At 72.7% G+C, this 12647-nt stretch carries 7 protein-coding genes; 5 read left to right on the forward strand and 2 right to left on the reverse strand.

Going from position 1 to position 12647, the window contains the following annotated elements:
- Positions 1-381: 381 nt before the first annotated feature.
- The 5 genes from IE263_RS14175 to IE263_RS14195 all read left to right on the forward strand — a co-directional run bounded on the left by IE263_RS14175 (position 382) and on the right by IE263_RS14195 (position 9054).
- Positions 382-2958 (forward strand): SpoIIE family protein phosphatase, encoded by a 2577-nt coding sequence (locus IE263_RS14175; RefSeq protein ID WP_189936104.1) that lies wholly within the window; start codon positions 382-384, stop codon positions 2956-2958.
- A gap of 9 nt (positions 2959-2967) precedes the next feature.
- On the forward strand, positions 2968-5661 hold the full coding sequence (locus IE263_RS14180) for a SpoIIE family protein phosphatase (RefSeq protein ID WP_189936106.1): 2694 nt from the start codon (positions 2968-2970) through the stop codon (positions 5659-5661).
- A 145-nt stretch (positions 5662-5806) separates the two neighbouring features.
- Positions 5807-7171, forward strand: a complete 1365-nt coding sequence (locus tag IE263_RS14185) for an FAD-dependent oxidoreductase (RefSeq protein WP_189936108.1) — start codon at positions 5807-5809, stop codon at positions 7169-7171.
- A gap of 90 nt (positions 7172-7261) precedes the next feature.
- Positions 7262-8227 carry a DUF1152 domain-containing protein gene (locus IE263_RS14190; RefSeq protein WP_189936109.1) on the forward strand — a complete coding sequence of 322 codons (966 nt, stop codon included), beginning with the start codon at positions 7262-7264 and terminating at the stop codon, positions 8225-8227.
- Positions 8228-8424: 197 nt separating this feature from the next.
- Complete coding sequence (locus IE263_RS14195; protein ID WP_373311973.1) at positions 8425-9054, forward strand: hypothetical protein; 630 nt, start codon at positions 8425-8427, stop codon at positions 9052-9054.
- A gap of 123 nt (positions 9055-9177) precedes the next feature.
- On the opposite strand, the gene IE263_RS14200 is transcribed toward IE263_RS14195, so the two are convergent.
- Together IE263_RS14200 and IE263_RS14205 are read right to left on the reverse strand one after the other, a co-directional pair.
- Positions 9178-9687, reverse strand: coding sequence for a roadblock/LC7 domain-containing protein (locus IE263_RS14200; protein ID WP_189936114.1), 510 nt, complete (start codon positions 9685-9687; stop codon positions 9178-9180).
- Positions 9688-10103: 416 nt separating this feature from the next.
- Positions 10104-12542, reverse strand: a complete 2439-nt coding sequence (locus IE263_RS14205; protein WP_189936116.1) for a GcvT family protein — start codon at positions 12540-12542, stop codon at positions 10104-10106.
- Between the last annotated feature and the right edge of the window lie 105 nt (positions 12543-12647).

Raw genomic sequence — 12647 nt, forward strand, 5'->3', positions numbered from 1 at the left:
CTCCCGCGCGGCCGCAACGGCTGCCTCCCCTCGTCAACCCGCACCGGGCTCCCGGGACGACCCGGCCCACGCCCCGACGCAGACCCGTCCGGCCACCACTCCCGTCGGGCTCCCGGAGACGCTGCTCCGGGCTCTCTCGTCGGGCGGGTGCGCCGGACCCGACTCGGGCCGGGCGGCGGCGGGTCGGCGAGGTGGGTGATCGGCCCGGCGCCGCGCCGGGGCAGGAGGTGTGGAGATGTTGCAGGCTTGCGGGCCCCCGCCGGTTCCGTGTCCGGGCGGCTCACGGACCGCGCTCGGTGGGCCGCGGGATGCACACCGGCCCCGATGTGGCGCATTCTTGCTGTGTCACCCACTGGGCGGCGCACGGACGAGGTAGGGGCGATGACTGGGAGCGCCGGGGACGAGCGGGAGCCGTCCGGGTTGCCGGCCGCACTGCTGGCCGGGGCCGTGGCGGACGCGCTGTGTGCCGTGGACGGCCGCGCCGGGGGCGTGTACATGTGCTCGAGTACGCCCGGACTGCTGCGGCTCGCGGTTCTCTCGGGGCTGCCCGGGCCGCTGTTCCGGCCGTGGTGGCAGGTGAGCGTGGACCGGCCGTTCCCGGTGGTCGACGCCCACCGGCGCGGCGTGCCGGTGGTCCTGGCGAACGCCGCCGAGACCATGCGCCGCTACCCGCAGTTCGCGGCGGGGCTGCCCTTCCAGTTCGCGACGCTCTGCGTGCCCTGCGCGGCGGAGGGGCGGACCTTCGGGGTGATGACCGTCCTGCGTGCGGCGGCCGCGGACGCCGGGGACGTGCAGGCGGGGTGCGAAGGGATCGGGCGTGTGGCGGACGCCCTGGCGGCGGCCCTGCTGCGGTACGAGACGGACGGACAGGCCGTCACCTGGGACGACGAGCCGTTGTGCGTCCGTCCGCCGGCCGCGGGCCTGGCCCTGGGTCGTGTCGGGCATCTGTCGTGGGACCCGGCGACCGGCACCGTGACCGCCGACGAGGCCGCCCGCGCGCTGCTCGGGCTGCCGCCGGACGAGCGGCCGGCCGGCCTGGACGCCCTGGCACGGGCCGTCGACCCGACGGACGCCCACCGGCTCCCCACTCTGCTGCACGAGGCCGCCCAGGGCAGACCGCCGCCGCTGCCGGTCCAGGTCCGCACCGCCGACGGCGGTCTGCGGCTGCTGGAGCTGCGGGCCACCGGCGCCGGTACGGCCACGCCGGCCCCTGGCGTCACCGGCGTCCTCCTCGACCCGGGGCCCGGCGCCCTGGCCGACGGAGCCGCCGACCTGCTGCCCGAGGGCGTGTTCTGCCTCGACCGGCTGGGGTTGATCGTCTACGCCAACCCCCGGGCCGCGCACCTGCTGGGCGTGGAGCGCTCCCGGCTGCTCGGCCGGTCCCTGTGGGAGGCGGTGCCGTGGCTGAACCAGCCGGCCTACGAGGAGCCTCTGCGCGGCGCCCTGCTGTCGCCGGAGCCGGTGCACTTCCACGTCCGCCGGCCCCAGGAGGCCGGCGAAGGAGGGTCGGATCCGCGGCCGTACGAGGGCGACTGGCTCAGCATGGCCGTCTACCCCGGCACGGACCTCCTCACGTGCACCGCCGTCCCGGCGAGCCGCGTGCCACACGACTCGGACGGGCCCACGGCCGCCGCGGCGGCCGACGCCGAGAGCGGGGCCCCCGCACCGGACGCCGTCTCCACCACCCCGCTGTACCGCCCGATCGTCCTCGCCATCGCGCTGACCGAGGCGGTGACCGCCCGCCAGGTGTCGGCGGTGGTCATGCAGGAGCTGCTGCCCGCGTTCGGCGGCCGCCGGCTGGCCATCTACCTGCTCCAGGAGCGGCATCTGTACCTGGCGTGGGAGTCCGGCTTCCCCCAGGGCTTCCTGGCCCCGTTCGAGGGCGTGGGGCTGGACGCGCGTCTGCCGGGCGTGGAGACGCTCACCACGGGCCGTCCGCTGTTCTTCGACTCGATGGAGCAGTTGACGGCCGCCTACCCGGGCATCCCGCTCGACGCGACGGAGGGCGCACGCGCGTTCCTGCCGCTGATCGCCTCCGGCCGCCCGGTCGGCTCGTGCATCCTCGGCTTCGACCGTCCGCGCAGCTTCAGCTCCGAGGAGCGCACGGTCCTGACCGCCCTCGCCGGCCTGATCGCGCACGCGATGGAGAAGGCCCAGCGCTACGACACCGAGGCCGCCCTCGCCCGCGGCCTCCAGCAGGCCCTCCTCCCCCGGCGGCTGTCGCGGCACGCGCGCGTGGAGACCGCCGGACGGTATCTGCCCGGCACCGAGGGCATGGAGGTGGGCGGCGACTGGTACGACGTCGTGGAGGCGGGGGACGGTCTGGCCCTGGTCATCGGCGATGTGCAGGGGCACGGAGTGCAGGCCGCAGCGACCATGGGGCAACTGCGCAGCGCGGTCCGGGCGTTCGCGCTCGGGGACCGGCCGCCGGAGGAGGTCATGGGCGGCACGAACCACCTCCTCATCGACCTCGACCCCGGCCAGTTCGCCAGTTGCTGCTACGTCCGCCTGGACCCGGCGACCGGCCTGGCCCGGGTGGTCAACGCCGGGCATCCGCCGCCGCTGCTGCGCCATCCCGACGGACGTACCCGGATCGTGGACCTGCCGGACGGGGTCGTGCTCGGTGTCGACCCGAGCGCCCACTACCCGGTGGCGGAGCTGCGCCTGGACCCCGGCGCGATCCTGGCCCTGTACACGGACGGGCTGGTCGAGCGGCCCGGCCAGGACATCGACGACGGCATCACCGCCCTGCGCGCGGTCCTGGCCGACGCCGGCGCTCCTCCGGAGCGGTCCCTGGCGGACGTCGCCGACCGGCTCACCGCGACGGCGCGGCAGGCCGCCGACCGGCCCGACGACATCGCCCTGCTGCTGGCCACCCGGCTCGCCCGGGTGGCGCACGACGATTACGGGCCATCACCTTCCGTAACGCCCCTCGCCTCACGGGGCCCGGCAGTGTAGACATGGCACATGGTCCGACTCCTGGGGCGATCGGATGCCCGGCCGGCCCGACGTCCCCGGGGCCTGCGGGCACGGCGCACACCCGAGAGCACGCTGGGCGGGCGCAGCCTCGCCGCGCAGGTGTTCGTTCTGCAGGTCGTCATCGTGCTGCTGCTGGTCGTCGCGGCAGTGGTCGCCCTGGTGCTCCAGGTGCGGCACGACAGCACCCAGGAGGCCCGCAACCGCTCCCTGGCCGTCGCCGAGACCTTCGCCAACTCCCCGGGCATCGTGGCGGCGTTGCGCAGTCCCGACCCCACGGCCGTGCTGCAGCCGCGGGCCGAGGCCGCCCGTGAGGCGTCGGAGGTCGACTTCATCGTCGTGATGAACACCGACGGGGTCCGCTACACCCATCCCAAGCCGGACCGCATCGGCAAGAAGTTCGTCGGGACGCTGCAGCCGGCGCAGGCGGGCGGCACGGTGGTCGAGGAGGTCGACGGGACGATCGGCCGGCTCGTGCAGGCGGTCGTACCGGTGAAGGACGCCGACGGCAAGGTCGTGGGGCTGGTGTCGGCCGGTATCACCACCGACCGCGTCGGCGGGAACGCGGACCGTCAGCTGCCCCTGGTCCTGGCCACCGCCGCGGCGGCCCTGGCGCTGGCCACGGGCGGTACGGCGCTGGTCAGCCGCCGCCTGCTGCGCCAGACACACGGACTGGGCCCGCGCGAGATGACCCGCATGTACGAGCACCACGACGCGGTGCTGCACGCCGTGCGCGAAGGGGTGATCATCGTCGGCGGGGAGGGCGACCTGCTGCTCGCCAACGACGAGGCGCACCGGCTGCTGGACCTGCCCGCTGACGCCGAGCGCCGGAAGGTCTTCGACCTCGGGCTGGACGCCGGCACCGCCGAGCTGCTGGCCTCCGGGCGGGTGGTCACGGACGAGGTGCACCTGGTCGGGGAACGGCTGCTGGCGATCAACCAGCGGACCACCGACGTCGCCGGCGGGCCGGCCGGCAGCGTCGCCACCTTGCGCGACTCCACGGAGCTGCGCGCTCTGTCCGGCCGGGCGGAGGCGGCGCGCGAGCGCCTCGACATGCTGTACGCGGCCGGAGTGGGCATCGGCACGAGCCTGGACGTGACCCGGACGGCGGAGGAGCTGGCGGAGCTGGCCGTACCGCGGTTCGCGGACTTCGCGGCCGTGGACCTCTTCGACGCCGTCCTGGAGGGGGAGGAGCCGGATTCCCGGGCCACGCTGCGGCGCACGGCGATGAGCGGGATCCGCAAGGGCGCGCCGCTGTACGCGGTCGGCGAGAAGATCCGGTTCGTCGAGTCCGCCCCGCAGGCCCGCACCCTGGCCGAGGGGCGGCCCGTCCTGGAGGCGCGGCTCGCCGAGTCCCCGGGCTGGCGGGCGCAGGACCTGGAGCGGACCGAGCAGGCCGTGGAGTTCGGCATCCACTCGCTGATCACGGTGCCCGTGCGCGCGGGGGCCCTGGTGCTGGGCGTGGTCAGTTTCTGGCGTTCGGAGCGGCCCGAGCCCTTCGACCCGGAGGAGGTCGTCCTCGCGGAGGAGCTGGTGGCGCGCGCCGCGGTCTCCATCGACAACGCGCGCCGCTTCACCCGCGAGCACGGCATGGCCGTCACGCTCCAGCGCAGCCTGCTGCCGCGCACCCTGCCCGAGCAGGGCGCCCTGGACATCGCCTACCGCTATCTGCCCGCGCAGGCTGGGGTCGGCGGCGACTGGTTCGACGTCCTGCCGCTGTCCGGCGCCCGCGTCGCGCTCGTGGTCGGCGACGTCGTCGGCCACGGGCTGCACGCGGCGGCCACCATGGGCCGGCTGCGCACCGCCGTCCACAACTTCTCCGCCCTGGACCTCGCACCGGAGGAACTCCTCGGCCTGCTCGACGAGCTGGTGGCCCGCATCGACCAGGACGAGACGGCCGACGGCATCGCGGCGCCCGTCGCGGGAGCGACCTGTCTGTACGCCATCTACGACCCGGTCTCCCGGCGCTGCATCGTCGCCCGCGCCGGCCATCCGCCGCCCGCCCTGGTCCACCCCGACGGCCGGGTCGAGTTCCCGGACGTCCCGGCCGGGCTGCCGCTCGGGCTGGGCGGGCTGCCGTTCGAGACGACGGAGCTGGAGCTGGCGGAGGGCAGTCGGCTGGTGCTGTACACCGACGGGCTGGTCGAGGACCGCAGACAGGACATCGACACCGGTCTCGAACGGCTGCGCGACGCCCTGGAGCGGACCAACACGTCGCCGGAGGAGACCTGCCAGGCCGTCCTGGAGTCGCTGCTTCCGGCGCGCCCGAACGACGACATCGCCCTGATCGTCGCGCGCACCCGGGCGCTCGGCGCGGAGCAGGTCGCCGAGTGGGACGTACCCGTGGACCCGGCCGCGGTGGGCGAGGTGCGGGCCGCGGTCGCCCGGCAGCTCGCGCGCTGGGAGCTGGAGGACCTGTCCTTCACCACGGAGCTGATCCTGAGCGAGCTGGTCACCAACGCGATCCGCTACGGCGCCCCGCCCGTCCGTGTGCGCCTGCTGCGCGACCGCACCCTGATCTGCGAGGTCTCCGACAGCAGCAACACCTCGCCCCATCTGCGGTACGCGGCCATGACGGACGAGGGCGGCCGCGGCCTGTTCCTGGTCGCCCAGCTCACCGACCGCTGGGGCACCCGTTACACACCTGGCGGAAAGGTGATCTGGGCCGAACAGCCGCTGCCCTGACGACCGCTCCCACGGTTCACGGGCCGCTTCCAGCTCATAAAGGATGTTTATGAGTCCATAGACCGGACCCGCGTACCGACTTAGGTTTGCCTCAGTTTAGGCTTCCCTCCGAGTCGATCTGTCACCGCTCGAAGGGAACCTGATCATGCCCCGCCCCCTGCGGGTAGCCATTGTCGGAGCCGGCCCCGCCGGGATCTACGCCGCCGACGCGCTGCTCAAGTCCGATGTGGCCACCGACCCCGGTGTGTCCATCGACCTCTTCGAGCGCATGCCGGCCCCGTTCGGACTGATCCGTTACGGCGTAGCTCCGGACCACCCCCGGATCAAGGGCATCATCACGGCCCTGCACCAGGTCCTCGACAAGCCGCAGATCCGTCTCTTCGGCAACGTCGACTACCCGACCGACATCAACCTGGACGACCTGCGCGCCTTCTACGACGCCGTCATCTTCTCGACCGGCGCGATGGCCGACCGCGAGCTGTCGATCCCCGGCATCGAGCTGGACGGCTCGTACGGCGCCGCGGACTTCGTGTCCTGGTACGACGGCCACCCGGACGTGCCGCGCACCTGGCCGCTGGAGGCGGAGAAGGTCGCCGTCCTCGGTGTCGGCAACGTCGCCCTGGACGTGGCCCGCATCCTGGCCAAGACGGCGGACGAACTGCTGCCGACGGAGATACCGCCGAACGTCTACGAGGGCCTGAAGGCCAACAAGGCGCTGGAGATCCACGTCTTCGGCCGCCGTGGCCCGGCGCAGGCGAAGTTCTCCCCGATGGAGCTGCGGGAGCTGGACCACTCCCCCAACATCGAGGTCATCGTCGACCCCGAGGACATCGACTACGACGACGGCTCGATCGCGACCCGGCGCGGCAACAAGCAGGCCGACATGGTCGCCAAGACGCTGGAGAACTGGGCGATCCGCGACATCGGCGACCGCCCGCACAAGCTGTTCCTGCACTTCTTCGAGTCCCCGGCCGAGATCCTCGGCGAGGACGGCAAGGTCGTCGGCCTGCGCACCGAGCGCACCGCCCTCGACGGCACCGGCAATGTCAAGGGCACCGGCGAGTTCAAGGACTGGGACGTCACGGCGGTCTACCGCGCCGTCGGCTACCTGTCCGAGAAGCTGCCCAAGCTGCCCTGGGACATCGACTCGGGCACGGTCCCCGACGAGGGCGGCCGGGTCATCGAGGAGAGCGGCGCGCACCTGCAGTCGACGTACGTGACCGGCTGGATCCGGCGCGGCCCGGTCGGTCTGATCGGCCACACCAAGGGCGACGCCAACGAGACGGTGTCGAACCTGCTGGACGACTTCGCGAACGACCGTCTGCACACGCCGTCCTCGCCCGCCCCGGAGGCCGTGGACGCGTTTCTCGCCGAGCGCGAGATCCGCTTCACCACCTGGGAGGGCTGGTACAAGCTGGACGCCGCCGAGAAGGCGCTGGGCGAGCCGCAGGGCCGCGAGCGCGTGAAGATCGTCGAGCGTGAAGACATGCTCCGCGGGAGCGGCGCGTAAGCACACCGAAAGGGGCCCGGAGACACCCGTCTCCGGGCCCCTTTCGGCAATTCGGTGGGCCGGATGATCGACGCCTGTTAGCGTCCCGGCGTGTTCTTCCTCCACGAACCTCCGCTCTTCACCCGGCTGCGCGACGCGCGGCGGATACTCGTCGCCGGTGCGGGCGGCGGTTTCGACGTCTACGCGGGCCTGCCACTGGCGCTCGCCCTGCGCTCGGCGGGCAAGGACGTCCATCTGGCCAACCTGTCCTTCTCCGACCTGTACGGCCTGCCCATCGACGTCTGGGTGGAGCCGGACGTCGCGGCCGTCGACCCGGACACCCCCGCCCGGGGCGACTACTTCCCCGAACGCACCCTGGCCCGCTGGCTCGCCCTGCACGGTCTGCCCTCGACGGTGTACGCGTTCGCCCGCACCGGCGTGACCCCGCTGCGGGCCGCCTACCGCGCTCTGCTGGACCACCTGGGCGGGGTGGACGCCCTGGTCCTGGTGGACGGCGGGACGGACATCCTCATGCGGGGCGACGAGCACGGGCTGGGCACACCCGAGGAGGACATGGCCAGCCTGGCCGCCGTGCACGGCCTCGACGAGGTCGAGCACCGGCTGGTGGCCTGCCTCGGCTTCGGTGTGGACTCCTACCACGGGGTCAACCACTCCCTGGTGCTGGAGAACCTGGCCGCGCTGGACCGGGAGGGCGGCTACCTCGGCGCGTTCTCCCTGCCGCGCGACAGCCGCGAGGGTGCCCTGTACGTCGACGCGGTGGCCCACGCCCAGGAGTCCACCCCGGACCACCCGAGCATCGTCAACGGCTCCGTCGCGGCCGCCGTACGCGGCGACTTCGGCGACGTACGGTTCACCGAGCGGACGAAGAACAGCGAACTGTTCGTCAACCCGCTGATGGCGCTGTACTTCTGCGTGGACGCGCCCGCCCTCGCCCGCCGCAACCTCTATCTGGACCGCCTCGAGGACACGGTCCTGATGCGCCAGATCAGCTCCCGCATCGCGGAGTTCCGCGACGAACTCCCCCGGCTCAGGCAGCCCCGGGCGTTTCCGCACTGAGGGGGCGCGAGCGAAAGCGGAACGGGTGCGTTCACGCGCCGTTGACCGTCACGACCCCGGTCTGTCGCCCAGAGGGGGCACCGCGCGAATGGTCCGCGGGGCCATGGGCATGCTGTGAACGAGGTCACTTCCGGTGCGTGGCGCCGGAACCAGCCCGGAGTGCCTCTTCCGCCCGTCTCGCCTCCCACGAAGGACATGTGGTCTTGGCTCTCACGTACCCTGACGCCCCGTCAGCCCGCCGTCCCGGACGCTGCTGGACGATCCGTGTGGTCGGGCACCGGGACCGCACCGCTTCCGTCACCTGCTCCTCGGCGTGCGCGATGCCGCCGCGCTCGCGCGACCTCGCGGCCCTGCGCCGTTTCGCCGAGGCCCACGCCGCCGCCCATGCCAGAGCGGCCGCGGTGCGGCCCGATGCCGCCTGCTGGTGCCGTCGCCAGCGGTGCGCGCTGCACGAGGCCACCCGGGTCGCCTGCGCGGGCGCGGTCGTTCTGGTGTTGCGCCACGACCCGGCCGTCGGCCAGGTGTGGAGCCTCAGCGAAGTGTGCTCCGCGTGCGCCCCGTTGATGCCCCACACGCGCGTGATGGGGCGTGCGGCACCGGCGGCGGGGGACGCGGGTGTGCCGGAGACAGGCGACCGTCCGTCTGCGGAGGCGGTCGCACGTCCGCCCTCGCCCGCACCGACCGTGGCACCGCCGCGCCTCGTCCCCGGCGGGTTCAGCGCGCCCGGGACGAACGCGGGTGCGGGACCGGACCGGGCCGGTGGCCGTCGACGCGGGCGGGTCGGACCGCGGCGCGGGCGTGCGGAGGCGGAGGGCGGAGGGGTGTGAGGGGGGCTTCCGGCGGCCGAGGGACCGGTCCGGTGTGCAGGCAGGACGGCCCTGTGTGCAGAGGCCGCGCCCTACGACTCCCCCGTGCCTCCCGTGCGATCCGTTGGTGACGCCGCATGCGGCTCAGCCGCCGAGTTCCGGCCCTCGCTGCGGGCGGAACTGGCGCGGTATGCGGACCGGGAGGGCGCCCAGGGATCTGCCCTGGGCCGTGAGGGGGGTCGGGGCGCCGGTGGGGCGCGGGGGTGCGTCCTTCGGTAAGGAGCGGTGTACCGCGATCAGTTCAGCGATGTGCGCGCCGCTGCGCCGGCCCTCCAGGTGCAGGCGACCGACGTTGGCCCGGTCGTCGGCGAGCAGGGTGAGGACGGCGGAGGGGCCGGCCGCGTAGGTGGCGACGTATCCGCCCGCCCCGCGCACGAGCAGTTCACAGAACTCGCCGCGGGCCGTGAGGTCCACCATGCGGTAGCCGACGCCGAGGGCGGCCGCGGTGAGGGCCGCGAGCCCTTCCGGCTGGACGTCGGGCATGTCCTGGGCGAGGACGAGACCGTCGACGCTGGCCGCCAGCGCCCCCGTCAGCTGGGGCATACGCGTACGCAGCCGGTGCAGTTCGTTCAGGACCTCGGCCTCGACGGCCATGACCGGTCTCCTTTCGCCATCACGAGGCTGGAGAAGGGACTTCGGCGCATGCTCGACCGCCCTCCCCCGCACGGCCGCACCAAGAGCGTGATCCCGAGATTACGGAAAGTACTGGGCCGAGGTGAGGGTTTTGGCATTTTCCGCTGGAACATGCTCCGAGCTTGCCGATCCCTGCGTTCCTCTCGGCGGCTTCGACGACATTGGCGAGCAGCATCTCCCGGGTCATGTCCTTGGCTGCGGTCGCCTTGCCGTCGAGCAGCCGTGTGGTCACCGGCGGTCTTCCTTCCCCGGGCTGGGGCCTGCCCGGCGGATCAGGTCGCAGGAAACCGGCGATGACTCATCAACACAGGTGAGCGGGGCTTGGTGCGTCCAGCTGCAAGGCGGAGGAGGGCGTCGACTGATCCGCCGGACAGGCCCTAGCCACGGAGGCGGGACATGGTCGGGTCGAACAGGGGCTCCTCGGCCACGACCGCCTCGACGCGCTGGTCGAAGTAGCCGAGGTGCAAGGTGGTCCCCGGGGCCGTGAGTTCCGTCGGCAGCCACGCGTACGCGATGCCCTTGCCGATCGTGTAGCCGTAGGCGGCGCTGGTCACGTAGCCGACGGCGCGGCCGCCGTCGTAGACCGGCTCCTTGCCCATGACGACCGACCGCGGGTCGTCGATGGTGAGGCAGGTCAGCTTCCGCCGTACGTCGGCCTTGCGGCGCTCCAGTGCCGCCTTGCCGATGAAGTCGCCCTTGTCGAGCTTGACGGCGAAGCCGACGCCGGCCTCGTAGGGGTCGTGCTCGTAGGTCATGTCGGTGCCGAAGGAGCGGTAACCCTTCTCCAGGCGCAGGCTGTTGAAGGCGCCGCGGCCGGCGATGATGCCGCCGAGCGGCTCGGCCGCCCGCCACAGGGTGTCCCACAGCTTCTGGCCGAGGTCGGCGGTGGTGTACAGCTCCCAGCCGAGCTCGCCGACGTACGACAGGCGCATCGCCGTGACGGGGACGGAGCCGATGTGGGCCCGCTGGGCGCGGAAGTACTTCAGGCCGTCGTTGGAGAAGTCCTCGTCCGTCAGCGGCTGCAGGACCTTGCGGGCCAGTGGGCCCCACAGGCCGACGCAGCAGGTGCCGGGGGTGATGTCGCGTACCTGGACCGAGCCGTCGGCGGGGAGGTGGCGGGTGAACCAGTCCAGGTCCAGGTTGCCGTTGGCACCGACCTGGAAGAGGTCGCGGGCCAGCCGGGCGACGGTGATGTCGCTGCGGATGCCGCCGTCATGGTCGAGGAGGAGCGTGTACGTCACGGAGCCGACGGACTTGGCGACCTTGCCGGTGACCAGCCGCTCCAGGAAGTCCGCGGCACCGGGGCCGCTGACCTCCAGGCGCTTGAGGGCCGTCATGTCGTACATCGCGACGGTCTCGCGGGTGGCCTGGGCCTCGGCGCCGACGATGGGCGACCAGTACTGCGCGGCCCACTCGTTGGGGGTGGGAATGGTGCGGCCTTCGACCAGCCCGGCGTTGGCCTCGTACCACTGCGGGCGCTCCCAGCCGTTCGCCTCCAGGAAGAACGCGCCGTGCTGCCGCTGGCGCTCGTGGAAGGGGCTCGTGCGGATCGGGCGAGGATGGCCCGACGGCTGGAGCGGGTGGAGGATGTCGTAGACCTCGACGAAGTTCTGGCAGTCGCGGGCCAGGACGTACTCCGGGGACAGCTGGTGCGGCTCGAAGCGGTTGACGTCGCACTCGTGCAGGTCGAAGGACGAGCAGTGGCCGTCGACCAGCCATTCGGCCATCGCCCGGCCCACGCCCGCGGAGTGGGTGACCCAGACGGCCTCGGCGACCCAGAAGCCCTTGACGTCCGGGGACTCGCCGAGCAGCGGGAAGTTGTCGGTGGTGAAGGAGAACAGGCCGTTGATGCCCTCCTCGACCTTCGCCTCCTTCGTCGCGGGGAGCAGGGACTGGGTCTCGGTCCAGGCGTCGGCGAAGTCGTCCTCGGTGAACTTCAGGACCGACGGCATCTCGTCGGCCTCGTCCACGGAGAGGATGTCGTCGGCCGAGATGGGCATCGGGCGGTGGCCGTAGTAGCCGATGCCGATGCCGTCGAAGCGGTCGCGGTAGTAGAGGTCGGCGTCCTGGTGGCGCAGGATCGGACGGACCGCCTCCTCGGTCTGGCCGGCCAGCGCCGGGACCGGGCCGGTCCAGGCGAGCTGGTGGGCGAGCGGGGTGAGCGGGAGGTTCATGCCGGCCATGCGGGCGATCTTCGGGCCCCAGATGCCGGCGCAGCACACGACGATGTCGGCGGGGATCTCGCCCTGGTCGGTGAGGACGCCGGTGACGCGCCCCTCGCTCTGCTGGACGTCGAGGACTTCGTGGCGGGCCAGGAAGCGCACGCCGCGGTCGGTGGCCCGGCGGATCTGCGCCTCGACGGCGAGGACGGCCTTGGCGAGGCCGTCCGTCGGCACCAGGAGGCCGCCGAGGACCTTGTCACGGTTGACCAGCGGGTGCTGTTCGACGCACTCGTCGGGGGTCAGGATCCGTGACTCGATGCCCCAGGCGGTGATCCAGCCGTGGCGGCGGTGCAGTTCCACGAGGCGCTCGGGGGTGGTCGCCACTTCGAGGCCGCCGACCTGCAGGAAGCAGGGCTTGCCGTCGACGTCGAGGGAGCAGAACTTCTCGACGGTGTAGCGGGCCAGCTCGGTCATGGTCTTGGAGGAGTTCGTCTGGAAGACCAGTCCCGGGGCGTGCGACGAGGAGCCCCCGGTGGCGGGGAGCGGGCCCTGGTCGACCACGGTCACTTCGGTCCAGCCGCGCGCGGAGATCTCGTCCGCGAGTGCCGCTCCCACGACACCCGCTCCGATGATCACCACTCGGGGTCCCGCCATCGCCGCACCTCCGATTGAAAACGAGTCCAGCCGGTTCAGTTGCTGTCTGCGCAACATGGTTCAGGTTGCGCAACTCAATGTGCCTGCCCCGGGGAGTGGGTGTCA

It is taken from the genome of Streptomyces aurantiogriseus (assembly GCF_014649375.1).
Taxonomy (GTDB): domain Bacteria; phylum Actinomycetota; class Actinomycetes; order Streptomycetales; family Streptomycetaceae; genus Streptomyces; species Streptomyces aurantiogriseus.

Bases quoted from the DNA above. Each gene is read 5' to 3' on its own strand.
- IE263_RS14185 (WP_189936108.1), top strand. From the start codon at position 5,807: ATGCCCCGCCCCCTGCGGGTAGCCATTGTCGGAGCCGGCCCCGCCGGG.
- IE263_RS14180 (WP_189936106.1), top strand. From the start codon at position 2,968: ATGGTCCGACTCCTGGGGCGATCGGATGCCCGGCCGGCCCGACGTCCC.
- IE263_RS14205 (WP_189936116.1), bottom strand. From the start codon at position 12,542: ATGGCGGGACCCCGAGTGGTGATCATCGGAGCGGGTGTCGTGGGAGCG.
- IE263_RS14175 (WP_189936104.1), top strand. From the start codon at position 382: ATGACTGGGAGCGCCGGGGACGAGCGGGAGCCGTCCGGGTTGCCGGCC.
- IE263_RS14200 (WP_189936114.1), bottom strand. From the start codon at position 9,687: ATGGCCGTCGAGGCCGAGGTCCTGAACGAACTGCACCGGCTGCGTACG.